This is a genomic window from Streptomyces acidiscabies (genome assembly GCF_020010905.1).
GTDB classification, from domain to species: domain Bacteria; phylum Actinomycetota; class Actinomycetes; order Streptomycetales; family Streptomycetaceae; genus Streptomyces; species Streptomyces acidiscabies.
On sequence record NZ_JAGJBY010000001.1, the window covers coordinates 589351 to 611619 of the forward strand.

Sequence of the window (22269 nt, forward strand, 5' to 3'; positions counted from 1 at the left end):
GACCCGCCCGTTTTCCGTACCTTCCACGACAGGGAGGTAACGGAGTGGCGACCAAGATGAACGAGGACATCGCGCGCGAGCGCGAGGACCGCGTCATGCTCCTCCGCACCCGCGACCGCATGGAGTTCCGGGAGATCGCCGCCGAGATCGGCGCCGACGTCAAGAACACCTACCAGGCATGGAAGCGCGGCCGGGCCCGCCTTCACCAGGAAGCAGCCGAGAGCTTCGGCGCGTACGTCGGCGAGCAGCTCGCCACCTGCCGACAGGTCGTCGACGGACTGATGCCCATGGTCCGCGCCGGGGGCATGCACGCGCCGAAGGCGGGCGAGGCGATCATCCGGGCGATGGACCACGAGGCGAAGCTGCTCGGCTTGTACGCCCCGGTGAAACACAACGTCACCGTCACCGACGAGATGACCGCCCGCGTGAAGGCGCTCGCCGACGAGCTCGCTGCCCTGGACGACGCGTGATCGCCCCGGCCGACCTCGACGCGCGCCTCGCCGGGATGAGCCCCGCCGAGCTGGAGCTGCTGGAGCAGGAGTTGGCGGACCGGCTGTGGCAGAAGCGGTGGGGGAAGTGGAAGCCGTACCCGTGGCAGGTCCCGCCCCCGGCGATCGAGACGCTCGGCTGGTGGCTCCAGCTCGGAGGGCGGGGCACTGGCAAGACCGACGGGTGCGCCCGCTACATGGTCGCCCACGTCAACGGCCCCCCGTGCGACCCGCGGCTACGCGGCGGGCACCGCATGGCCATCATCGCCCCGACCCAAGGCGACGCAGTCGAAGCGTGCGTCAACGGCCCATCCGGGCTGCGCACCCACGACCCGCGCGTCGTCCTCCGCACGACGGCCGGCGGCACCTTCGCGCGGTGGCCGTCCGGCGCCGAAGCGAAGCTCTTCGGCTGCCACACCCCGGACGACGTGGAGCGCCTCCGCGCTGGTGGCAACCGGTGCTTGGTGTGGATGGAGGAGGTCGCCGCGCAGCGCCGCCTCGGTGACGCGATCACGCACTCGGAGATGGGTCTCCGCATCGGACCGAACCCGCACTACATCGGGTCGACGACGCCGAAGCCGCGTACCGAGTTGATCGAGCTGACCCGGCGCGCGGACGTCATCATGACGCGCGGCCGGACCCGCGACGCGGTCCACCTCCCGCAGGAGCAGCGGGACAAGCTGATCGCTAAGTACGCCGGCACTCGCACCGAAGCGCAGGAGCTGGACGGCATCCTGCTGGAGGACATCGAGGGCGCCCTCTGGTCGCGGGCCGGGCTCGACACCGCGCGCGTCGGCGCCATCCCCCCGCTGGCCAGTGTCGTCGTCGCCATGGACCCCGCCGCCACGAGCCACGACGACGCCGACGAGATGGGCATCGTCGTCGCAGGGCGCGGTCAGCAGTACATCCCGGATCGGAACGGGTTCGCCCGCCAGCACGGGTACGCGCTCGACGACCTGTCGGGGCGGATGCCGCCGGTCGAAGCTGCGCGCCGGGCGATCCGCGCGTACCACGAGCACCGGGCCGACGCGATCGTGGCGGAGGTCAACAACGGCGGGGAGTGGATCGGGACCGTCATCCGGCAGATCGACCCGACCGTGAACTACCGGACCGTCACGGCCTCGCGGGGCAAGGTCACCCGGGCCGAGCCGGTGGCCGCGCTCACCGAGCAAGGTTCCGCGCACATCGTCGGCTCGCTCCCCGACCTGGAGGAGCAGCTCACCACGTGGGTCCCCGGCGACTCCAGCCCGGACCGGCTTGACGCGTACGTGTGGGCCCTCACCGATCTCATGCTCGCGAGCGCGGGCAACACCGCCGCGATCGCCTAGGAGGACACCACCGTGAGCCAGTACAGGAACCGGGCCCTTCGCCGGGCCGCCGAGACCCGGGCCGCGCTCGGACTCGACATGCTCCGGGACCGCATGCCCATCACCGTCGCCTCCATCGGTGGTCAGCATTCCCTCACCATGGCGCTGGACGCCGAGGCCCGCGGCTACGCGAACAGCGCGGTCGCGTACCGGTGCGTTGCTGCGATCGCCGACAACGGGTCTTCTGTCCCCCTCGTTGTGCGACGGCCGGACGGTGACATCATCGATGGCCACCCCGTCGCCCACCTGTTCAACAAGCGGCCCAATCCCCTGACGTCCGCCCGCGTCTTCAAGTCCCTGCTCCTTCAGCAACTGGAGCTGGCCGGGCAGTCGTTCGTGTGGCTGGACCGGGGGGAAACCGGCCTCGGCGACGTCACGGAGGTGCACCTCGTCTTCGACCAGGTGGACGTCATCGTGGACCGGCCGCTCGCTCAGCGTCCGACGACCGCGAACATCGTCGGGTTCATGATCCGGCGCGGAGACGGCACACAGGTCCCGGTGCTCCCTGAGGAGATGCTGTGGCTCCGCTACCCGCATCCGTGGGACCCGCTCGGCTGCCTGCCGCCGTGGCGCGCGGCTCGGCACGCCGTCGACATGGACGCGTACGCTCGTGAGTGGCAACGGCAGTCGTACAAGAACGGGGGCCGCCCGGCTGGCGTCGTCTACCTCGGTGACATGGAAGACCGGGAGTTCACTCAGGTCAAGGCGTCGTGGCGGTCGTCGATGCAAGGCCCGGAGAACGCCGGGAAGACCCTCCTCGTACGGTCGTCGCCCGGCGGCGGGCAGAACGGCAGCAAGAAGGGCATCGGGTATGAGCGGCTGACGTTCACGGCCGCCGAGATGGAGTATCTCGAAAGCCGCATGGCCAACGGCGCCGAGGTGATGATGGCCTTCGGTATCCCGCACGACTACCTCGCGGGCGGCACCACGTACGAGAACCGGGCGGCGGCGAAGACCACGTTGTGGTCGGACACGATCGTTCCCAAGCTGGAGATCATCGGCAGCGAGATCGACCTCCGCCTGTTGCCGTCCGACGACGAGGAAGCCGAGTGGGATCTCTCCGGAGTCGATGCGCTCCAGGAGGGCCGGGACTCGATCGCGAACCGGACCCGGGCCTCGGTGTACGCGGACACGCTGACGATCGACGAGGCGCGCGCCGAGCTGGGTAAGGAGCCGTTGCCGGGCGGGATCGGCGAGCACACGCTGACGCCGTACCGGGCGCAGTGGGCGCCGGTACAGGGTGCGCCCGGGACCGACGAGGCGCGGTCGTGGGACGTCGATTTCTCCCGTCTCGCCCCGTCGTCTCCGGACGTCGGCGCCGTCGTCGAGCGGGCGGTTGAGGCCGTGCTAGTACGGCTGCTCGGCGGTACTCCGCCGCAGGTCGACGACCATCCGACGCCCCGCCTGGAGCGCGCCGACGACACCCCGTCGTCCCCGTCGCTCGCCGACATCAACGCGGCGTACGACGACCTGGAGCCCAACGGCCGGCGCGCGGTGCAGGCCCTCGCCCGGGAACAGCGGGAGCGCACCCTCCGCGACTTCGACCGGCTGATGAAGAAGCCCGAGCGATCGGCGGCATGGCTCAGCGAGGTGCGGGCGCAGTCCTGCGCACTTGCTCGGGAGAAGCAAGTCCTCCTCGCGCCGCCGGACCCGGAGGAAGTACCGGCCGCGCGCCTCACCGACATGGACGTCGCGTCCGGCCCGGAGGGCTGGGAGGAGCGCGTCAGCGTGCGGGATCTGTTCGACGGCCGTTACTGGAGGCGGCGGACAGCGGAGGCGCTGCGGCCGTGGATCGAGCGCGTGTGGCGCCGAGGCGGGGCTTCGATCAGCGGGTCGTTCGACCTCGACGAGCCTGACGTGACGCGCGCCCTGGCCGACCGGATCGAGGAGCTGGCTGGGCAGGTCACCGCGACTACGGAGCAGGTGCTGCGCTCGCAGCTCCTCGCGCACGGCGTCGCGGAGGGGGAGTCGGTGCCCGAGCTGCGCGCCCGAATCCAGCAGGTGTTCACCAACCTGGGCGACTACCGGGCCACGATGATCGCCCGCACCGAGACCGTCGGCGGGTACTCACAGGCGAGCTTCCTTGCCGCGCTGGACGCGGGCGCCACGAAGAAGACATGGCTGGCGACCGGCGACCAGCGGACGCGAGAGACCCACCGGCAGGAGAACGGCAGCACGGCCGCGATGAACAAGCGGTTCACCCTCACCAAGTCGCGGTGGCCGGCGGACCCGACCGCACCGGCCGCGCAATCCATTCAGTGCCGGTGCGCGCTGACCTACTCGTTCGAGGAGTCCTGACCATGGCCACCCTGCTGCGCGGCGAGGTCCGCGCGATCCTCCAGCCCGCCGGGCACGCCCAATACACCGGCGCCTACTGCCCGCCAGGCGTGCCGTTCCGTGAGGTGCGCCGAGGGCCGTACGACGGGAAGCAGAACATCGCCGTTCGCCTCGGGACTGACGGCGAAGTCCCCAAGCTGATGACGTTTGCCCACGGGCAGGTCGTCTACGAATACGACGGCCGCGACAAGCAGCACAGGGCGGTGTACCGGTACTCCCCGAAGCTGTCGTCGGCGCACCGCGACGTGATGAACGGCGTGGCCGAGGTGTACGCCGCGCACGCCCTCAACCAGGCCAAGGGAGGCCAGTGATGACGGAGATCGAGTTCCGCAGCCTTGACGAGATCGACTGGCGCGTAGCCGACGGCGACGACGGGACCTTCGAGGGCCGCGCCTGCCAGTACGGAGTCGTCGACAGCTACGGCACGACCTTTCACCAGCGGACGTTCCGCAAGGGGCTGAGGGGCTCGTACGCCCTGCTGTTCATGCACAGCCCCATGCAGCCGGTCGGGACCTTCACCGCCGAGGAGCGGGACGACGGTCTGTACATCAGCGGCCGGTACGACGACACGGCGGCCGGGCGGGACGCGCGCACCATGGCGCGCAGCGGCAGCGCGTCCGAGCTGTCGGTGGGGTTCGTCCGCACCGACCTCCCGGACTGGAAGAAGCTGTACGAGATGGAGGAGGAGGCCCGGAAGGAACTCCTCAACAACATCAAGTCGGCGCGGCTGGTGGAGGTCTCGCAGATTACCGCCCGCATGGCGGCCGTGCCCGGCTCGAAGCTGAAGACCGTACGCAGCGCACTGGGCGAGCTGTACGCGGAGGTCGACGCCCCAACGATCGCCGACCGTATCCGGGAGGAGCAGGAGCGCCGTGCGGCCGAGGTCGACGAGCAGATGCAGGAGCGGAAGCGGCGGGCGGCGCTGCTGCGTCTGACCGGCGTCGCCACCGGCTGACGGGCGGATTGCAGCCCCCACCTCCGCGCACCCGCCGAATCGATCTACCCTCCCCCCATCCGGGCCGCACTGACCGGACGTGAAAGCCCAGTGCGCTGCCGGGCGCGATCCACCGGCCGTGACAGACGGACCGCAGACACCCATCACGTATGGGCGGCTGCGAGCCGTCCACGGACCGAGAGGACTCGCGGTGAGCAACTTCGCGAAGATCCGCCCCATCGGTCGCCGCCGCGACGGACGACCGATCTACCCCATCAAGGGCGGCGCCCCCACCCTGCTGGAGCAGCGCGACGAGGTCGCCCGCCTCCTTGCTGACCCGACCTACGACGGTGACATCGAGGAGCTGCTCGCGCGCGCCGACCAGGTCAGTGCGCAGATCGAGCAGGCCAACCAGCGCGACGCCCGCCTCCGTCAGCTCCAGGGCCTCGTCCCGCCCGGCGACCCGCAGCCCTCTCCCGGCCAGCGGCAGCAGCCCGGCATGCAGCCCGACGAGCGCGGCAACAACCACCCGGTCACCGTCGCCGAAGCGTTCGTCCGCTCCGTGGCACTGGAGACCTTCCGCTCCGGCGGCATGCGCGGCAAGTTCGGCGTCGACTTCTCCCAGCCCGTCGACCAGCGCGCCGCCCCCGCTGGCACGGTCACCACGACCACGCAGCCGCAGCAAAACACCCGGGTGCCGGGGATCATCCCGAACAACCCCGACTTCCCCCTGCTCGTCGCTGGCCTCCTTGACCGGCAGACGTCGGACGGGACGACGCTGGAGTACATGCGAGACGCGTCCGGCCCGCAGTCGACGTGGAACAAGGCCGCGGTCGTCGCCGAGGGCGGCGACAAGCCGAAGTCCGGCCCGTTCGTGTTCGACCTGATCACGACGACGCTCAAGACCGTGGCGCACTGGGTGCCCATCACCCGGCAGGCTGCGGACGACAACTCGCAGCTCATGGGCTACATCAACGGCCGTCTCACGTACGGCCTTGAGTACAAGATGGACCGCGAGATCCTCACCGGGAACGGCACCACGGAGATGCAGGGGATCTTGACGACCCCCGGCATCGGCTCCTACCAGCCCGGCGTGGGGTCGACGGACGTCAAGCTGATCACGGTCCGCAAGGCCAAGACCCAGGGGGAGTTGGCGCTCTACCCGCCGACCGCGATCGTCCTCAACCCGATGGACTGGCAGGACATCGAGCTCGACGAGGACGACAACGGACAGTTCCGTGTCATCGCGAACGTCACCGACCCCGGCGCCCCGATGCGCCTGTGGGGCCTGACCGTCGTCACCACCGTGGCGATGGCGGCCGGGACCGCGCTCCTCGGCGGGTTCCGTACGGGGGCGACGCTGTGGGAGCGGCAGGGGATCACGATCCTCATGACCGACTCGCACGCGGACTACTTCACCGCGAACACCCTGGTCATCCTCGCGGAGCGGCGCGCGAACGTCGCCGTGCACACGCCTCAGGCGTTCGTCCGGATCACCTTCGCCGCAGCGACCTGACGCCCCCTCTCCGGGCGCGGCGCCCTCCCCCGCGCCGCGCCCACCCCAACCGCCGGCCACACCGTGAGGAGCCACCGATGGCCACCACCCGCAAGACCACCGAGGACGAGACCGAGCAGCCGAACCCCGCCGCCGTCCGCACCCAGGAGTACCCGGCCGGTGTCGGCTGGCAGATCGGCCAGACCGCGCCCGACGATGCGTTCCGCGCGCTCGACGCGGCGGGGACCGGCGAGCCCACGGGCCCGGTCGTGCACACCCACCCCGGCGGCTACGCACGGCAGATCGCGGTGAAGGACTCGGTCATCACGACCGGCGTCCGCCGTGAGCTGGACGCGGCCGAGGCCGAGAGCGCCGAGGGCTGACCGATGGCGTACTGCTCCCTGGCTGACGCGCGCGAGAAGGGCGTGACCGGCGATGACGCCGACGTCGCGGCCTGGATCGCTGCTGCCATGGAGCGGATCACCCGGTACACGCAGGACCTCTTCGAGCCAACTCCCCTGGTGGTGGTGAGTGACGTGGGCGCGGGGGGACTGATCATCCTCCCGCGCCGCGTCCGCACGGTGTCCTCGGTCCGGCCTGTGCTGGCGTCCGACGACGCCCCGTCGGTCCCGTCGTCTGCCTACCGGGTCACCTCGTCTGACGTGCTCGGACAGGTCGACGCCGTGCACCTAAGGCTCGGTGGCTGGGACGACCTGGTGGTCGGGGCTGAGTCGTACAACGGCGGCTGGGCGAGGCTGTGGGATCGGTGGGGTGCGCGGCAGGTCGAGGTGGCCGGCGTTTTCGGGTACGCCGAGGTGCCGCTCCTCGTCGCGCAGGCGTGCGCGCTGCTGGCCGCCGACCTCCAGGCGCAGGCTGCGCCGTCGGATGCGGACGCGGCCACCGATCCGTCGCTCCAGGTCGACGACGAGGGAAACAACGTCGCTATCGAGAACACCGACGCCTCGTCGTCGGAGGACGTCTCCCCGTCGTCGTCGACCGGATCGACGCAGGTAGACGCCCTCCTCGCGAGCTATCTCAATCGGGGTCACACCTTGATCGGGGGCGTGTGATGGTGAGGGCGAGAGCGCGCGTCTCGACACGGATGCGGGCCGAGGCGACGACGACGATCAACACCCGCGCGTACGAGACCGGCCTGCGCCGCTGGTTCGGCGGCATGTCGGCGGACGTCGCGAAGGCCGTCGATCGCACCCGTATCGATGTCCAGAACGAAGCGCGCCGCCGTGCTCCCGTGGACACCGGCCGTCTGCGTTCCTCGATCGTCTCGCGCGTTGAAGGTGGCGGCCGGTCGCTCGGGTACGCGGTCGGTACGAACGTCAGCTACGCGGCCGACGTGGAGTACGGGACCGCGCCGCACGTCATCAAGCCGAAGGACAAGAAGGCCCTGTTCTGGCCGGGCGCTGCTCACCCGGTTGCGCAGGTCAACCACCCCGGCACCGCGCCGCGACCGTTCCTTCGTCCGGCGATCGAGTTGACGCCGATCTTCTGGCGGGCGCACGCCTCGCAGATCGGACGGCGCTGATGGCCGCCACCACGTCCGGCGCGATCAAGGCGTACTTGGAGTCCCTGAGCTTCGGCGTACCCGTGTTCCGTGACGGCCCCCGCGAGGGGCAGGCTGAGCCGTACGTCGTCGTCCAGGAAGGCATCCCCGCCGGACTCGACACGATCGCCAACGGCGACTTCGGCGACCCGAACGCCGAGATCAACATCGCTGAGACCGTCATCGTCGACCTCGTTCAGCGCGCCCGCGTCCAGACCGGCGCCGCCACCACGAAGGTCACCGAGCGGTACGGCCTCGCCGAGGCGATCGCGCACGCCCTCCACGGCTGCACCCTTCCCGCGCACCCTGCGAAGGTCACCGCCGTCCGCGTCCAGGACATCGACCGCATCCCCATCGAGGACAACCGCGTCCGGCACTCGATCACCGTCACGGTCCGGCGGACCCTCCTGCGCGACGAGGTGACCCCGTGAGCGACCCCGTGTACCTCCCGATGGACCGCGACGAGGTCATCTCCTACCTCGCCCCGTCGTGGCCGCCGCGCCCCGACACCGCCTACCTGACGCTCCCCGAGCAGACCGTCACCGACGGCGCCGCCATCGTCTACCCGACCGCCGGTCGACCCGGCACGTGCTGGTGGGTCGTCGACTCCACGATCCCCACCCAGGCCGCCGGCGTCCCGGACGAGGCGCTCGCCGAGCTGCTGCCGGGCTCGGTGCTGGGCGTCGTCCCCGCCGACCTGGCGGACACCCCGCCCCCGAGCTGAGCCGAACCCCGGCACCAGGAAGGACAACTCTCATGGCCATCTCCCGAGTGACCAAGCTGTACGCGGTGGAGGACTGCAAGATCTTCCCGCTGCTCTCCGACCCGGACGGCGGTACTCCGTCGTACGCCGCGGGCATCGACGTGCCCGGCATCAAGGCGCTGGAGATCTCCGGCGACGTGGAGGTCAAGGAGCTGCGCGGCGACAACGGGCTCCTCGACAGCGACTCGTCGATCTCCAACATCACCGTGTCGTGGCCGCACGCCAAGCTGTCGATGGACGTCCTCGTCGCGCTGATGGACAGCACCGTCACCGACTCCGGGGCCACGCCGTCGCAGACGACGAAGTGGAAGCTGAAGAAGGGCGCCAAGCCGAAGCCCTTCAAGATCGAGGCCAAGACCCCGACGTCCGGCGGTGACCTCGTCGGCGGTGACGTGCACTTCGCGCTGCTGAAGTGCATCATGTCCAGCTTCCCGGGCCTCGGCCTCGCCGAGGAGGACTACAAGACCCCGGAGAACGAGGCGCGCGCCGTGCCGCTGATCAGCACCGGCGACTGGATCGACGTGACGATCAACGAGACCGCCACCGCGATCGCGACGGCCGCGACCCCGTGACCCCGTGCGGGCGCGTCCATCGCTCAGCGCGCCCGCCCGGTCCCCCTCCTCATCCGCAGGCCGAACCCCGGCACTCACGTAGGGACCCACCATGACCACTGGCCTTGACCTCCTCGCCGAGGGCGGCACCGTCACCCTCACCGACGGCACCGAAGTGCCGCTCCGCTACAGCTTCCGCGCCCTTGCCCTGCTGGAGGCCCGCTTCGGCAGCGTCGGCGCCGTCCAGACCGCGATCGACTCCACCGGTGATGGCGCGGCTTTCGGTCCGCTCTCGCAGATCATCGGCGCCGGAACGGTCGGCCCCGGAGGCTTCGAGCCACACATCCGCGAGCACGTGGACGCGAAGGGAAAGCGGACCATCAGCGACATCGTGTACCGCCGCCGCGCCGACGGCGTGATGCTCGACGACCTCCTCGACCCCGGCCGCCTCGACGAATACACAAAGGCGTTCACGGCCGCGCTCGGCCGCGCGCTGGAGTCCCGGAGCCCGGGAAACGCCCCGACCCCGGCGGAGGCGACGCTGCTGCCTTTCCCTGGGGACAGTTCTTCTATCTCGCCGTCGGTGCCCTCCACATTCCTCCCGACGCCTTCTGGGACATGACGCTCGGCCAGCTCATGACGCTGGCCGACGAGCACCAGGCCGCCCACCAGACCGGCGGCCGACGTGAGACCGAACCCGCCGACGGCAGCTCCCTTCTGGGGTTCGCCGCGATGCACCGCAAGTAACCGCCGAGGAGGTGAGCTGTGGCCAACGACATCAACTTGCCGAACTTGGTGTCGCACCTCCAGGTCAACTTGGACGGTGTGTCCGGTGCGGTCGCGGACGCCTCCACGCAGGGCTCCTCGATGGGCGCGGCGCTCGGCCGGGGCGTCAACAGGGAACTCGACCGCCTCCTCAGGAATCTGCCGCAGGTCGAGATCGACGGGAACAGCGACCCGCTCGACCGCGACCTCGTCCGCATCCACCGCGAACTCGCGCAGCTCGACTCGCAGCGCATTGGCGTCGACATCTCGATCGACGACGCGGTCCGTCAGATGGAGCGCCTCCAGGCGCACATGCAGCGGATCAGCGATGAGCACCCGCGCGTCGAGGTGCGGGCCGCGACGCAGCAGGCGACGGCTCAGCTCGCGTCCCTGCTTGCTGCTGCGCGCCACGTGGACGACACGGACGTCGAGGTCGACGTACACGTCAACGTGGACGAGGACCGCGTCCGGGGCATGGACCGGCTGACCGGCATCCTCGGCCGTCTCGGCGGCATGGCGGGATCGCTCGGCGGCGTCGCCGCGTCGATGGGCAAGGTAACGGCGGCGGTTGGCGCCGCGCTGCCGCTGCTCGCCGGCGCGTCGGCAGCGGTTGCCGAGATACTGCCCGCATCCGGCCTCGCGGCGACGGGGCTCCTGTCGGTGGCGCTCGCGGCCGGAACGGTCAAGCTCGCGACGCAGGGGATGGGCGACGCACTGTCGGCCGCGTTGGACCCCGGCAAGACGAAGGAGTTCAACGAGGCGCTCAAGGGGTTGGCCCCTTCTGCGCAGGAGTTCGCGCGGTCGGTGCGGGATGCGGGCCCGGCGTTGCGCGATCTCCAGAAGGGTGTGCAGCAGGAGTTCTTCAAGGGGCTCGCGGACCGGCTGGAGCGTACGGGCAAGTCCGTGCTGCCGACGCTACGAACGAATCTCCTGTCGACGGCGGGCGCGCTACGAGGGATGGCGGCCGGGACGCTGGACGCGGCCAAGGGGCTGGCGGACAGCGGCACGTTGGGGAAGGCGCTCGGCTCAGCCAGCAAAGGTCTGGGGAACCTGAGCAAGGTTCCGGGCCTGCTGGTCACGGGGTTGGGGCAGGTCGCTGCGGCGGCGGGGCCCGCCTTTGAACGGCTGACTGCGGGGGCTGGAGACGCCGCTACCCGGATCGGCCAGAGGCTCGGGGCCGCGTTCGAGTCTGGGGGCCTACAGAAGGCCATCGACCAGGCGGTCAGCCTGCTGGGGACGCTGGCCGACGTCGGCGGAAACGTCGGCCAGATCCTCAGCAACCTCTTCGCGGCGGGCCCCGGCGGGGGCGCATTCCTCGGCATCCTCCGGGACATCACCGGGGAGATCGCGAAGGTCACCGCATCGGTCCCAGTTCAAAACGGGCTAACTGCCCTGTTTCAAACGATGGCCACGCTCGGTGCCACCGTCGCCCCGCTCCTCGGGCAGGCCCTGGCCGGGATCGCCCCCGTACTGACCGCCCTCGGTCCCCCCGCGCAGACCCTGATTCGCGCACTGAGCGCCGGAATCCAGCCGATCATCACCGCGCTCGGCCCCGTCCTGGAACAGGCGGCTGCCGCCGTCGGGGTGCTGGTCGACGCGGCGTCGCCCCTACTGCCCGTCATCGGGCGACTTGCCGCAGCGCTCCTACCTGCGTTGACTCCGCTTCTGGTGGCCTGCCAAGACGTATTCCAGGCGCTCGCCCCGGTGGTCGATCAGGTCGCGAAGGTCCTAGAAGGCGCGCTCGCCCCGATCCTGGCGCAGCTCCCGGCCATCATCGATCCGCTCGCCCAGCTCCTCGCCGGGCAGCTGATCTTCACGCTGACCAACTTGGGCGACCTCCTGGTCAAGCTCGCCCCTAGCTTCGTGCAGCTCGGGGTAGCGGGCGGTGAACTCCTAGCCGCGCTCGCCCCGCTGCTCCAGGCCGTCGCCGGGCTGGCGGCCCTGCTGATGGCCCAGCTCGCCCCCGCGATCGGGCCCATCCTGTCCGGCGTCGGCCAGCTCGCCGCGCTCTTCGCGACGGGCCTCACGGTCGTGATCCGCACCGTCGTGGCCCCCGCTCTCCAGGCCCTGACCGCACTCCTGCGGGGTGACGTGTCCGGCGCCATGGACGGGGTCAAGAAGGCCGTCTCGGGGATGGTGTCCATCGCGATCAGCCTCTTCGTGGGCCTGCCCATGAAGCTGGCTACGGCGCTCGCGCCGCTGGCCGGGCGGCTGATGGCGGCGGCCGGAGCCGCGCACGATCGGATGATCAGCACCATCCGCACAAAGATCGGCGAGGCCGTCATCCTGGTCGCGTCGCTGCCAGGCCGCGCGGCATCGGCGCTCGGGAACCTCGGCGGACGGCTAGCCAGCGCGGGCGCCTCGCTGATCTCCGGGTTCATCAGCGGCATCAAGTCGAAGATCGCCGACGTGCAGTCCACTCTGTCGGGCCTGACCAGCAAGCTGACGGACTGGAAGGGGCCGAAGCAGAGGGACGCGAAGATCCTCACCCCAGCCGGACGCCTGCTCATCGAGGGGTTCATCCGGGGTATCGACGGCACCACCTCCAAGCTGCGTGCCACCCTCGGCTCGATCACCAAGGCACTCCCCGCCAACGTCCGCTCGGGGTACGGGAAGGTGTTGGCGAAGGCGACCGCTGAACTCCAGACGCAGGTCACCAAGCGGGACGGCGTCCTCAAGCAACTCGCGGCGGCGCAGAAGCGTCTCGACGACCTGGTGAAGGCGCGCGCGAAAGCGGCGGGGGACATCACGTCGGGCATCCTCGACGAGGCCAACATCACCACCGGGCGCGAGGACGTCAACAGCGTCACAGCGATCACGGTCGGGCTCCAGCAGGCGCTGAAGAAGAGCACCGAGTTCCAGGCGAACATCGCCGCGCTGAAGAAGTCGGGCCTGCGCGCGGACCTGCTCCAGCAGATCGCTGACGCGGGGGTGGCCGGGGGCGCGGCGACGGCCGCCGCGCTCGCGAAGGCGACACCGCAGCAGCTCGCGCAGATCAACGGCCTTCAGGCGCAGTTGGCGAAGAGCGCGACGGCGACCGGCAACACGGTGGGCGACGCCCTGTACGGCGCGGGCATCCGCGCGGCGCAGGGACTGGTCGCTGGGCTGAAGAGCCAGGAGAAGGTGATCGAGGCGCAGATGAAGCGGATCGCCCAAGGCATGTTGACGACGGTCAAGGACGTCCACCGGACGAAGTCCCCCAGCCAAGCCTTCCGCGACATCGGACGCATGGACGGCGAGGGCCTGCGGGTCGGCATCCTCGCGTCCGTCGCCCGCGTCCGGGACGCGGCGCGCTCGATGGCCGGGGCCGCGCTCGACGTCGGCACCCGCGCGCTCGCGTCGACTCCGACGGCCGGACAGGTCGCGGCGGTGTACGGCGGCGGGGCCAGCGGCGGAGACACGACGAACAACTTCTACCTGTCCGGCGGGGACGCCACGCCGGACGGCATCCTGCGCGCGCTGTCGTGGCAGGGCCTGGTCGGGGGGCGGTGACGATGGCGCAGCAGCGACTCGGCAACGTGCAGTGGGGGGACCTGCTGATCGGGCCCGGCACGCCGTACGCGGTCACCGCCGTGGAGGGGCTGGACGACCTCCCGGACATCCGCGCCGAGGACGTGGAGCGGCCGGGCCAGCACGGGGACTACACGGGCCCCGACTACACCGGACCGCGCACGATCCAGCTCAAGCTGGGTATCCGCGGTGACTCGCCGGACGACCTCCGCGCGCTGACCCTCGCGCTGCGGGCCGCGACACAGCCGCAAGCGCAGCCCGCCACGCTCCAGTTCATTGACCAGGGGACGCTCGTCTACGGCAAGGTCCGGAGGCGCAACCTGCCGTACGACGCCGAGGCGCTGTGGCGGATCGGGGACGCAGCGATCGAGTGGTACTGCGCCGACCCCTACCTGTACGGCCTCGAAGAGCGGTCGGAGTCGACGACCGCGTACAGCCCGTCTGCCGGCCGCACGTACCCGATGGCCTACCCGAGGTCGTACGGCAGCGCGGGAACCTCGGGGCGGCTGACGGCGGTCAACGGCGGCGCGTCCCCGGCTTATCCGGTGCTGCGCCTTGACGGGCCGGTGTCTGATCCGGCGGTCGAGCAGGTGACGAACGGCGGCATCCTCCAGCTCGACGCCGACCTCCAGGCCGGGGAGTACGTGCTGATCGACACCCGGTCGCGGGCGGTCCTCTACATGGGGACGGCTCCGCGTAGGGCGTGGGTGCGCGCCGGCTCGGTGTGGCCCCTGCTCACCCCCGGCCCGAACGAACTCGCCTACCGAGGGTCGTCGCTGCCGGGCTCCCCCGGGCAAGAGTCCCTGCTCACCGTCACCTGGCGCGACACCAGCCTGTAAGAGAGGAGGCGGCCCGTGGCCGCGATCAACCCCCCGGCCTGGTTGCAGGCCGGGAACTACCCGGCCCGAAACGACCGGCTGGCCCTGACGGGCCTGATGTCGTACTCCGGGTTCAGCTTCGACGAGGCGACCCCGCTGCGGATCAGGCAAGGCGTGAAGCCGTCGTACCAGAACTACCAGTTGAAGGTCAGAGCAGCGTCGACCCCGAACATGACCGTGATCGTCAGCGGCGGCGTCTGCTTCATCGACCAGCACGACACCGGGGGCGTCGGTACCTACATCTGCGCGAACGACGGCGACGTCACCCTCACCGTGCAGCCCGCCGGCGGGGCCGGGCAGTACCGGCGGGACTGCGTGGTGGCCTCGGTGTACGACGCCGAGTACTCGGGCTCGGCGTCGGAGTGGCGCCTGGAGGTGATCCAAGGGGCGTACGCGGCGAGCGCGGGCGCGGCGGTGCGGCCCGCGCTGCCGAGCAACGCGCAGATTCTCGCGGATATCGCGATCGGTCCGTCGCAGACGAGCGTGACCAACGCCAACATCGGCGACGTCCGCATCTACTCCGTCGCGGCGGGCGGCATTGTGCCGATCCTGTCGACCGTCGACATGGACCACCCGGCTCCTGGTCAGGTGCGCTACCGGACCGACACGGACACCTTCGTCTACGGCAAGGGCGACGGCACCACGGGCCAGTTGCTCTCCTCAGCGGGTTCGCCGTGGATCACCGCGTACAAGGCGGCGGACGAGTCCGTTAGCAACGCGACCCTCCAGGACGACGACCACCTTTTTGTCTCCCTCGCTGCGAACGCCACCTACTTGATCGATGGTCTCCTGGCCTACACGGGGCAGACCTTCTCAGCGGGCCCCGGTGATCTCCGCGCGGTGTGGAGCATCCCTGCGGGCAGCACGTTCAGGTGGTCGCGGAACGGGCCTGCTCAGAACGCCGCAACGGGTATGGACGTCGTCGTCACCGACGAGTCGACCGTCCGGCTCCTCGGCACGTTCGGCGGCGGCACTGACGTCAGCGCGCACTTCAAGGGCCGGATCACCACCGTTGGCACGTCCGGTCTTCTGAGGCTGAGGTGGGCGCAGGGTACGACCAACGCCGCGCAAGCCACCATCCTCCGGGCCGGGTCGTGGCTGCGCGCGCAGAGGATCGCCTGATGAGCGCGCCCGTGGACTTCGCGTCGGCACTGCTGGCCGGGTCACAGGCCAGCGCGGCACACACGTACACGTACCTGTTCTGCGACCTGCGCACGGACACGCTGCTCGCCGAACTCCCCATGTCCGACGTCTCGTACAGCTGCGAGTTGAACGGCGTCGGCACGCTCACGGGGACCATCCCGTACTCCACGGAGACGCTGCCGCTCGACCCGGAGACCGCGTCCACCCCGGCCCGCACGACGCTGTACGTCGACCGCGACGGGGTGATCGTATGGGCCGGGATCGTGTGGACCCGTACGTCCGCCCGGGGCGGGAAGCAAATCCAGGCGGCGGAACTTCTGTCGTACTTCCAGCACCGCTATGTGAAGCGGACGTTGTCCACAGACACGTCGCTGCTCATCGACCCCACGTACGTCGGCACCAATCCGGCCTCGCAGCGGCTCTACCCCGACCAGAAGCACATCGTGTGGTCGTTGCTGCGGTATGCGCGGGATCAGGCGGGCGGGGACATCCGCCTCGACACGTCCGCCCTGGCCGGGACCGGCGACGGCATCACTCGGTCCGCCACGTACTTCGGTTACGAGCGGCCCGAGATCTACAAGGCGATCGTCGAACTCTCCGGCGCCGACGACGGGTTCGACTTCGGCGTCGAGGTCGGCTGGACATCCCCAGCGAACAACAACCCGCCAGTCCGCTACCGCAGGGTGAAAACGTGGTTTCCCCGCCGCGGCCGTACGGCGGCACAGTCGGGCCTGGTCTTCTCGAAGGGCGGAGGATACGGCTCGATCCTTTCGTACGACTGGCCCGAGGACGGGACCTCGCTGGTCACGGAGATGTCCGGGCTCGGGGCTGGGACGGGCGAGGCGCGGATCGTACGGACGGCGTCGGCGGACGACATGATCGCCTCGGGGTGGCCGCTCCTGGAGGGGGTGGCGTCGTACGACGGGGTGATCGACGAGGCGCAGGTGCAAGGGCTGACGTCGTCGGCGCTGACTGCCCAGTCGCAGGCGCAGGTGCAGCCGGTCTTCGAGGTGTCGGCGGACACCGACCCGGAGTTCGGCAGCTACAGCGTGGGCGACGAGGCGTTGTTCGTCATCGACCCCGAGCCTCAGTCTCCGCATGGCCGGGAGGCAGTCCTGCGGATCGTCCGCATCGAGAACACCGCGGCGGCCGGGCCCGAGCGGGTTCGCCTGACCTGTGTGGGGGCGTGATGCCGCAGACAGCGCAGACTCCGGGCCTGCTCCAGCGGATCGCCCGCCTTGAGTCGGAGATTGCCGCGTTGCGGCGGGCGGGGTGGGAGCGGGACGAGATGCCGTTCTACCCGACGTCGCTGCACGGGTTGGCGTACGAGGACGCCACCGCCTTCACCACGTTGTGGGAGGGGATTCTCAGCCCGCGCACCGCAACGTTGGCCTTGGGCCTGGTGTTCATCGGGGACCAGGTCGGGACGACGAACACGGGCGGCGCGTGGCAGGTGTTGTTCAACGACACCACGGTTGTTGCCTCGGGATCGGTCCCTGCAACGTTCTCGTTTTCGTTCGCGTCGCTCTCCCTCGATCTCACCCCGTACCGCGCCGCGCGGCAGCTCAAGGTCCAGATCAACGTCCGGCGGACCAGCGGCGCCACGACCGGCGGGAAGTTCGGCACGGGCGGCTGCATCGGCGGCGCCCCCACATACGCACGGCTCATCTGACGAGAGGAACACCATGTCCAAGACCGGACCCCAGCTCTACCCGGGAGCCAGCCAGCAGTACCGCTATCAGGGGAAGTACGGCGGGAGCCCGATGGAGGTCAACGTCGTCGTGCTGCACACGACGGAGGGGCGGACGCTGCCGGACTACGGCGGCGGTGCAAGTGCTCCGACCCTCACCGCTGTGCCCGACACCGCGGCGAAGAAGCTGCGCTGGTACCAGCACTTCGACATAGACGTCTCCGCGCGCGCCCTCGTCAACCTCAAGGGCGGCGTCGAGACGAACACGAACAACGTCGCTCAGATCGAGCTGGTCGGCACCTGCGACCCGGCGACCCGGGCCGAGTGGGTGAAGGCGGGGAAGCGGCAGAACGCCGACTTCATCTTCTGGCCCGAGGCTCCCGACTGGGCGCTCGCCGAACTCGCGGCATTCCTTCGGTGGATGAACCGGCAGCACGGCGTCCCGTTGAGCGGCCCGTCGTCGTGGCCCGCCTACCCGGGGTCGTACGGCGCGACTCGGGCCCGCATGACGGGCGAGCAGTGGAACGGGTTCCGCGGCGTGTGTGGGCACATGCACGTACCGGAGAACACCCACGGCGACCCGGGATCGATCAACTTCCCCCGCCTCATAGCCCTCGCGAAGGGCACCAACCCCACGTCCGAGGAGGACACCGACATGCCCACTGCCAAGGAAATCGCCACCGCCGTCTGGGCGCAGCCGATTCCGAACCGCTTCCGCAAGGACGCCGCGGGCAAGCCCGTGCCGACCCCCGCCGGGACGTTCCTGGAGTACGGCGACTCCCACTTCGATGTCCTCGTCGCCAAGGTCGACAGCCTCACCACGGCCGTCGAGAAGCTGACCGCGGCCCTCGCCGCGAAGGGAGCCTGACCCATGTCCGACGCAGCGAAGCGCACCGCGCGCACCGTCCTCCAGACCGCGCTCGGTATCGCAGCCGTCCTCCCCGCGGTCGTCTCCGCCTCGGGTATCCCGGCCGCCCTGCCGTGGGTGGCGGGCGCGCTCGCCGTCTCGGCCGGCGTGACCCGGGTCATGGCGCTGCCCGGTGTTCAGGCGCTCCTCCCGGGGTGGCTGCGTACCGACGAGGGCGAGGGCGGTAGATGACGGCGGAGGCTACGACCGGCGTGGCGACCGTCGACATGATGGTTGCGTGGGCCGTGGGAGTCGTCGCACTGGCCGCTTTCGCGGGACTGCTGTGGCGCCTGCTGCGCGCGGTCCTGCGGATCGCGGATCTGGTGGACGAGATGCGCGACGACTGGCTCGGAGTCCCAGCGCGGCCGGGCGTCCCGGCCCGCCCCGGCGTGATGCCCCGCCTCGGCACCCACGACGACCAGCTCGACGAGCACGGCCGCCGCCTGGACGACCACGAGCAGCGGATCACCAGAGTCGAGACCCGGATACCCGACGGCGCGTGACTACCGCCCCCTCCTTCGGGAGGGGGCGGTTTCGTCGTTCCTGCCGCCCGATCGAGGGCCGTCTGCACCGAGCCCTCACACGCAAAGGGCCTCGCCTCTACCCTGGCAGTGTCGAGCTGTTCAGAGAGAGGCAAGGCCATGCCGTCTGATGCTACCCCGGACCCGACCACTCCTACGCTTACCTTCGGGCAGAGGCTCCAGCGGGCCCGCGAGCGCTCCGGGAAGACGCGCCCCTACGTCGCCGACGTGATGGGGCAATCCGTCGAATGGGTCAGGGCCGTCGAGAAAGACCGCATTGGCATGCCGGGGCTGCCTAAGCTGCTGCGCCTGGCCCACACCTTGGGCGTAGACGACATCACCGAACTTCTCGGAGACGACCGCATCGCCGCCGCCACCTACTCCAAAGCCGAGCACGAGAAGCTCCCGCTCCTGAAGCGGGCCCTGACCAGCTACCACCTCGCCACCCCGGACGGTCCACCCGCGCCTGCTGAACACCTCGACGCCAGGCTGAGGCAGGCGTGGAAGCTCTGGCATGCCGAGGGCGACCACCGCACGGGCATCGTTGCCCTCGTCCCCGGGCTCCTCGCAGACGCGCAACGGTCGGCCCGACTCCTGGAGGGCACCGGTCGGCGGCGGGCGCTGGTGGCGCTCGCCGAGACGTACCACCTCGCCCAGCTCTACCTCAGCTTCCAGCCTGCTCCGGATCTTGTCGTGCTCACCGGGGATCGGGCGATGAGTGCCGCGCAGGACGCGGACAGCCCGCGCGCGATGGCCGCTGCGGCCTGGTACGTGAACCATGTCCACCGTGACGCGGGGGAGGCCGCCGAGGCTCGCGTCGATCTCGCCGAGCAGGCTGCCGCGCTCCTGCCGCTCGACGACGACCCCGACCACATCGCCCGCCGGGGTCTCCTCTATCTGGCGGTCGCCTTGTCGTATGCGAAGACGGGGCAGGATGGGGACGCCCAGCGGTACTGGGACAAGGCCGACAAGGCTGCGACGCAGTTGGGTGACGACTACGCGCACCCGTGGCTGATCTTCGGCAGGGGCATCGTGGACGCGTACAAGATCACCATGCACAACGACCTCGTCCAGCCGGTCAAGGCGCTGGAGGTTGCCAACGGCCTCGATCTGGACCTGATCCCTTCGGCGACCCGCCGCTCGTACCACCTCGCGGAGACGGCTCGCGCTCACGACCTGCTCGGCGAGGGGGCCGCGTCGGTGGGCTACCTGAAGAAGGCGTTCGAGGAATCCCGGGAGACGTTGCAGTACAGCTTGTATGCGCGTCGGGCGCTGCCGGGGTTGGCGAAGGCGGGGCCACGCATGGTGCAGAGGGATGCGCGGGAGCTGGCGATGTCGCTCGGGGTACCCGTGTGATCGTTTAGGTGGTAGGAATCCTACCCCCGGACAAGGTGGTAGGACTCCTACCACTCGCATGACCTGCACGCCCCTACGGTCGCGGTGTGAGACGGATCACCGTGACCGTGGAGGCGTGACATGCCACCCGAGACTGCCCCACCCATCGACGCGCTCGCCCTGCTGGCGCTGCCGGAACTCGACAACCTGCCGCAGCCGGAGGCCCGGGGCGTCGCGTGTGTCTGGTGCGGGATACAGATCACGACCGCGACGGCGGTAGACCTCGGGGAGCGTCGGCGCGGTCACTACTCGACGTTCCCCCGCGCCTGCCACCCGTGCACCCATGAGGCTGCCGCGCAGACACTGCGGGCGCACGCGGGCATGTGCGAGCAGTGCGTTGACGACAGCACCCGCTGCGAGACGGCAACCGCCCTGTGGTGCCTGATCAGGGACAACCGAGAAGGCCATTCGTGAACGGGCGGGCCGCCGAGGGGGCGGGCGTCTACGGCTGGTGCACCTGGCACCGGGCGTACGCGTACGGATTACGGGTGATCAGCCTCGTCGAAGAGGGACGCGCGGCCTACGTCCTGTACGCGTGCGGCGGCTGCCGCACCATGTACGGCCTCACCCCACAAGCGGACCGGCCGTGAAGCACAAGCTCCCGGATGCCGCCAGTCTCCCGCGCGACCGCTACTCGGGCTGGGCGTGCGTCTGGTGCGGTGCACGCTTCCTGCCCCACACCCTCGCGGTGTCCGCCGGCCGAGCCGAGGGCCGCATAGCCCGCATAGACCTCAGCGTCGAGGTGTTCCAGTGCCCGCCCGGCTTCGGCTGCGCGATCAACGAACTCGAAGGAGACATCCCGTGACGACCACCCCTCCTCCGCCCACCGTCGACACCTGCACCGAGTGCGCCGCCTTCGCCCGCATGGCTCAGGAGGCCGCCGCCCGGGGCGACCACTCCGCCGCCATCGACTGCCGGGTCCGCATCCGCACCCACGACACCGGCCACAACGGCACCCCGCGATCCCCCGCGCTCTCCCGTGACGGCGGCGGCGCCGGACGGTAGAGAGCGGGTACGACGGCCGCCCGTACGTCCCCCACGGAGAGGCGGCCAGGCCCGCCGCCGCGCGTACCCCCGTACGCCGGCGGCGGGTCATCCCACAAGGTCGGACACCTCGATGCCGAAGGCGTGAGCGAGGAGCAGTAGATCCACCAGGTTCGGAATGCGCTGGGCAGTCTCCCAACGGTGCACGGTCCGGTGGTCACGGCCGATCAGCTCACCCAGCCGGACCTGGGTCAGGTCCGCACGGAGGCGCTCTTGGCGGATGCGTTCCCCGATCTGCCAGCGGCGGGTGAGTACCCAGTCGGGCATGGGGTCGAGAGGCACTCGACCAAGCTGTATGGATCATGGTCTGGTGTCTTTGCCCAGCCAGGCAAATTTAATGATCTTGCTAGTGGGGGACACCGTAGACACCGCTCACCGCCCTGCTCCGCCTGGGCTGGTGTGCGGCACAAGAGCGGCTGGCGGGCGTGCGCGTCTCCGCCTTTCGGCCGTTAGACGCTAAGACTCAGTCAAGGCGTCCCGCCCCGGGGTCCACTGGACTCCGGGGCGGTTTACTTTGAACATCAGAAGGCCCCCACCGACTTCAGCGGTGGGGGCCTCTGCCCGCTCCGGTCATCCTCCCCGACGACGCAGAGCAGGTACGCGAGAGGCGCGTCTCAGGCGCGCGCGGGGAGACGGCCTGCCCCTCTCGGTGTAATCCACTCTACGTGCCCGTTGCACAGAGTCCAGTCCCTCGATCGGAGCGAATCCTCAGGGGATGTGGACTCTATGCGGACTCCGATCATGAAAATACCCTCCGCAGTTTCCTGCGGAGGGTATCTGACCTGCGGTGGAGCCTAGGAGAGTCGAACTCCTGACATCCGCCATGCAAAGACGGCGCTCTACCAACTGAGCTAAGGCCCCAGAACACCCACAAGGAACACCGCTCCGAGGGACGTCGGAGACCAGACTACCGGGTCACCCCC

General features: G+C 70.1%; 28 protein-coding genes and 1 tRNA gene. 27 read left to right on the plus strand and 2 right to left on the minus strand.

Going from position 1 to position 22269, the window contains the following annotated elements; translation table 11 throughout:
* Positions 1-44: 44 nt before the first annotated feature.
* From J8M50_RS02865 to J8M50_RS02990, 27 genes are all read left to right on the plus strand, one after another.
* Positions 45-470 carry a hypothetical protein gene (locus J8M50_RS02865; RefSeq protein WP_010353407.1) on the plus strand — a complete coding sequence of 142 codons (426 nt, stop codon included), beginning with the start codon at positions 45-47 and terminating at the stop codon, positions 468-470.
* Positions 467-1816: a phage terminase large subunit family protein gene (locus J8M50_RS02870; RefSeq protein ID WP_010353408.1), complete on the plus strand. Its 1350-nt coding sequence runs from the start codon at positions 467-469 to the stop codon at positions 1814-1816. Before J8M50_RS02865 ends, J8M50_RS02870 begins: the two co-directional genes overlap by 4 nt.
* A 12-nt stretch (positions 1817-1828) precedes the next feature.
* On the plus strand, positions 1829-4153 hold the full coding sequence (locus J8M50_RS02875; protein ID WP_010353409.1) for a phage portal protein: 2325 nt from the start codon (positions 1829-1831) through the stop codon (positions 4151-4153).
* 2 nt (positions 4154-4155) lie between these two features.
* Positions 4156-4503, plus strand: a complete 348-nt coding sequence (locus J8M50_RS02880) for a hypothetical protein (protein ID WP_010353410.1) — start codon at positions 4156-4158, stop codon at positions 4501-4503.
* Positions 4503-5147: an HK97 family phage prohead protease gene (locus J8M50_RS02885; RefSeq protein ID WP_010353411.1), complete on the plus strand. Its 645-nt coding sequence runs from the start codon at positions 4503-4505 to the stop codon at positions 5145-5147. Before J8M50_RS02880 ends, J8M50_RS02885 begins: the two co-directional genes overlap by 1 nt.
* 190 nt (positions 5148-5337) lie before the next feature.
* Positions 5338-6642, plus strand: a complete 1305-nt coding sequence (locus J8M50_RS02890; RefSeq protein WP_010353412.1) for a phage major capsid protein — start codon at positions 5338-5340, stop codon at positions 6640-6642.
* A gap of 77 nt (positions 6643-6719) precedes the next feature.
* Positions 6720-7004, plus strand: coding sequence for a hypothetical protein (locus J8M50_RS02895; RefSeq protein ID WP_010353413.1), 285 nt, complete (start codon positions 6720-6722; stop codon positions 7002-7004).
* A 3-nt stretch (positions 7005-7007) separates the two neighbouring features.
* Complete coding sequence (locus J8M50_RS02900) at positions 7008-7691, plus strand: hypothetical protein (protein WP_010353414.1); 684 nt, start codon at positions 7008-7010, stop codon at positions 7689-7691.
* The gene (locus tag J8M50_RS02905; protein WP_202950041.1) at positions 7691-8161 is read left to right on the plus strand and encodes an HK97 gp10 family phage protein; all 471 of its coding nucleotides are present in this window, start codon (positions 7691-7693) and stop codon (positions 8159-8161) included. Before J8M50_RS02900 ends, J8M50_RS02905 begins: the two co-directional genes overlap by 1 nt.
* Positions 8161-8610, plus strand: coding sequence for a hypothetical protein (locus J8M50_RS02910; RefSeq protein WP_010353416.1), 450 nt, complete (start codon positions 8161-8163; stop codon positions 8608-8610). The genes J8M50_RS02905 and J8M50_RS02910 overlap by 1 nt, the downstream gene beginning before the upstream one ends.
* Positions 8607-8903: a hypothetical protein gene (locus tag J8M50_RS02915; RefSeq protein ID WP_010353417.1), complete on the plus strand. Its 297-nt coding sequence runs from the start codon at positions 8607-8609 to the stop codon at positions 8901-8903. The genes J8M50_RS02910 and J8M50_RS02915 overlap by 4 nt, the downstream gene beginning before the upstream one ends.
* Positions 8904-8935: 32 nt before the next feature.
* Positions 8936-9514, plus strand: coding sequence for a tail protein (locus tag J8M50_RS02920; RefSeq protein ID WP_010353418.1), 579 nt, complete (start codon positions 8936-8938; stop codon positions 9512-9514).
* A gap of 91 nt (positions 9515-9605) precedes the next feature.
* Positions 9606-10115, plus strand: a complete 510-nt coding sequence (locus J8M50_RS49000; RefSeq protein ID WP_010353419.1) for a hypothetical protein — start codon at positions 9606-9608, stop codon at positions 10113-10115.
* Positions 10088-10240 (plus strand): hypothetical protein, encoded by a 153-nt coding sequence (locus J8M50_RS49005; RefSeq protein ID WP_372462329.1) that lies wholly within the window; start codon positions 10088-10090, stop codon positions 10238-10240. Before J8M50_RS49000 ends, J8M50_RS49005 begins: the two co-directional genes overlap by 28 nt.
* A gap of 18 nt (positions 10241-10258) precedes the next feature.
* Positions 10259-13750 carry a TP901 family phage tail tape measure protein gene (locus J8M50_RS02930; RefSeq protein ID WP_010353420.1) on the plus strand — a complete coding sequence of 1164 codons (3492 nt, stop codon included), beginning with the start codon at positions 10259-10261 and terminating at the stop codon, positions 13748-13750.
* Positions 13751-13752: 2 nt separating this feature from the next.
* Positions 13753-14607: a phage distal tail protein gene (locus J8M50_RS02935; RefSeq protein ID WP_040836285.1), complete on the plus strand. Its 855-nt coding sequence runs from the start codon at positions 13753-13755 to the stop codon at positions 14605-14607.
* A gap of 15 nt (positions 14608-14622) precedes the next feature.
* Positions 14623-15768, plus strand: a complete 1146-nt coding sequence (locus J8M50_RS02940; protein WP_010353422.1) for a hypothetical protein — start codon at positions 14623-14625, stop codon at positions 15766-15768.
* A complete protein-coding gene (locus tag J8M50_RS02945; protein WP_010353423.1) occupies positions 15768-16979 on the plus strand; it encodes a hypothetical protein in 1212 nt (403 codons plus the stop codon). The genes J8M50_RS02940 and J8M50_RS02945 overlap by 1 nt, the downstream gene beginning before the upstream one ends.
* Positions 16979-17461 carry a hypothetical protein gene (locus J8M50_RS02950; protein WP_010353424.1) on the plus strand — a complete coding sequence of 161 codons (483 nt, stop codon included), beginning with the start codon at positions 16979-16981 and terminating at the stop codon, positions 17459-17461. Before J8M50_RS02945 ends, J8M50_RS02950 begins: the two co-directional genes overlap by 1 nt.
* A 13-nt stretch (positions 17462-17474) precedes the next feature.
* Entirely contained in the window at positions 17475-18347 is an 873-nt protein-coding gene (locus J8M50_RS02955; RefSeq protein WP_010353425.1) for a hypothetical protein, read from the plus strand.
* A gap of 3 nt (positions 18348-18350) precedes the next feature.
* On the plus strand, positions 18351-18578 hold the full coding sequence (locus J8M50_RS02960; protein ID WP_010353426.1) for a hypothetical protein: 228 nt from the start codon (positions 18351-18353) through the stop codon (positions 18576-18578).
* Positions 18575-18889: a hypothetical protein gene (locus J8M50_RS02965; RefSeq protein WP_010353427.1), complete on the plus strand. Its 315-nt coding sequence runs from the start codon at positions 18575-18577 to the stop codon at positions 18887-18889. Before J8M50_RS02960 ends, J8M50_RS02965 begins: the two co-directional genes overlap by 4 nt.
* A gap of 138 nt (positions 18890-19027) precedes the next feature.
* On the plus strand, positions 19028-20263 hold the full coding sequence (locus tag J8M50_RS02970; protein WP_010353428.1) for a helix-turn-helix domain-containing protein: 1236 nt from the start codon (positions 19028-19030) through the stop codon (positions 20261-20263).
* Between the two features lie 120 nt (positions 20264-20383).
* Positions 20384-20716: a hypothetical protein gene (locus J8M50_RS02975; RefSeq protein ID WP_010353429.1), complete on the plus strand. Its 333-nt coding sequence runs from the start codon at positions 20384-20386 to the stop codon at positions 20714-20716.
* Positions 20713-20892 (plus strand): hypothetical protein, encoded by a 180-nt coding sequence (locus J8M50_RS02980; protein ID WP_010353430.1) that lies wholly within the window; start codon positions 20713-20715, stop codon positions 20890-20892. The genes J8M50_RS02975 and J8M50_RS02980 overlap by 4 nt, the downstream gene beginning before the upstream one ends.
* The gene (locus tag J8M50_RS02985; RefSeq protein ID WP_010353431.1) at positions 20889-21107 is read left to right on the plus strand and encodes a hypothetical protein; all 219 of its coding nucleotides are present in this window, start codon (positions 20889-20891) and stop codon (positions 21105-21107) included. The genes J8M50_RS02980 and J8M50_RS02985 overlap by 4 nt, the downstream gene beginning before the upstream one ends.
* Positions 21104-21307, plus strand: a complete 204-nt coding sequence (locus tag J8M50_RS02990) for a hypothetical protein (protein WP_010353432.1) — start codon at positions 21104-21106, stop codon at positions 21305-21307. Before J8M50_RS02985 ends, J8M50_RS02990 begins: the two co-directional genes overlap by 4 nt.
* A gap of 87 nt (positions 21308-21394) precedes the next feature.
* Here J8M50_RS02990 and J8M50_RS02995 read toward each other — a convergent pair whose 3' ends face one another.
* Positions 21395-21628 carry a helix-turn-helix transcriptional regulator gene (locus tag J8M50_RS02995; protein WP_010353433.1) on the minus strand — a complete coding sequence of 78 codons (234 nt, stop codon included), beginning with the start codon at positions 21626-21628 and terminating at the stop codon, positions 21395-21397.
* Positions 21629-22134: 506 nt separating this feature from the next.
* A tRNA-Ala gene (locus tag J8M50_RS03000) sits at positions 22135-22207 on the minus strand.
* Positions 22208-22269 lie beyond the last annotated feature (62 nt).

Excerpts from the sequence above, each read along its gene's own strand:
- J8M50_RS02950 (WP_010353424.1), top strand. The coding sequence starts at position 16,979 with ATGCCGCAGACAGCGCAGACTCCGGGCCTGCTCCAGCGGATCGCCCGC.
- J8M50_RS02965 (WP_010353427.1), top strand. The coding sequence starts at position 18,575 with ATGACGGCGGAGGCTACGACCGGCGTGGCGACCGTCGACATGATGGTT.
- J8M50_RS02900 (WP_010353414.1), top strand. The coding sequence starts at position 7,008 with ATGGCGTACTGCTCCCTGGCTGACGCGCGCGAGAAGGGCGTGACCGGC.
- J8M50_RS02960 (WP_010353426.1), top strand. The coding sequence starts at position 18,351 with ATGTCCGACGCAGCGAAGCGCACCGCGCGCACCGTCCTCCAGACCGCG.
- J8M50_RS49000 (WP_010353419.1), top strand. The coding sequence starts at position 9,606 with ATGACCACTGGCCTTGACCTCCTCGCCGAGGGCGGCACCGTCACCCTC.
- J8M50_RS02920 (WP_010353418.1), top strand. The coding sequence starts at position 8,936 with ATGGCCATCTCCCGAGTGACCAAGCTGTACGCGGTGGAGGACTGCAAG.
- J8M50_RS02975 (WP_010353429.1), top strand. The coding sequence starts at position 20,384 with ATGCCACCCGAGACTGCCCCACCCATCGACGCGCTCGCCCTGCTGGCG.
- J8M50_RS02905 (WP_202950041.1), top strand. The coding sequence starts at position 7,691 with ATGGTGAGGGCGAGAGCGCGCGTCTCGACACGGATGCGGGCCGAGGCG.
- J8M50_RS02885 (WP_010353411.1), top strand. The coding sequence starts at position 4,503 with ATGACGGAGATCGAGTTCCGCAGCCTTGACGAGATCGACTGGCGCGTA.
- J8M50_RS02880 (WP_010353410.1), top strand. The coding sequence starts at position 4,156 with ATGGCCACCCTGCTGCGCGGCGAGGTCCGCGCGATCCTCCAGCCCGCC.
- J8M50_RS02955 (WP_010353425.1), top strand. The coding sequence starts at position 17,475 with ATGTCCAAGACCGGACCCCAGCTCTACCCGGGAGCCAGCCAGCAGTAC.
- J8M50_RS02895 (WP_010353413.1), top strand. The coding sequence starts at position 6,720 with ATGGCCACCACCCGCAAGACCACCGAGGACGAGACCGAGCAGCCGAAC.
- J8M50_RS02945 (WP_010353423.1), top strand. The coding sequence starts at position 15,768 with ATGAGCGCGCCCGTGGACTTCGCGTCGGCACTGCTGGCCGGGTCACAG.
- J8M50_RS02935 (WP_040836285.1), top strand. The coding sequence starts at position 13,753 with ATGGCGCAGCAGCGACTCGGCAACGTGCAGTGGGGGGACCTGCTGATC.
- J8M50_RS02910 (WP_010353416.1), top strand. The coding sequence starts at position 8,161 with ATGGCCGCCACCACGTCCGGCGCGATCAAGGCGTACTTGGAGTCCCTG.
- J8M50_RS02970 (WP_010353428.1), top strand. The coding sequence starts at position 19,028 with ATGCCGTCTGATGCTACCCCGGACCCGACCACTCCTACGCTTACCTTC.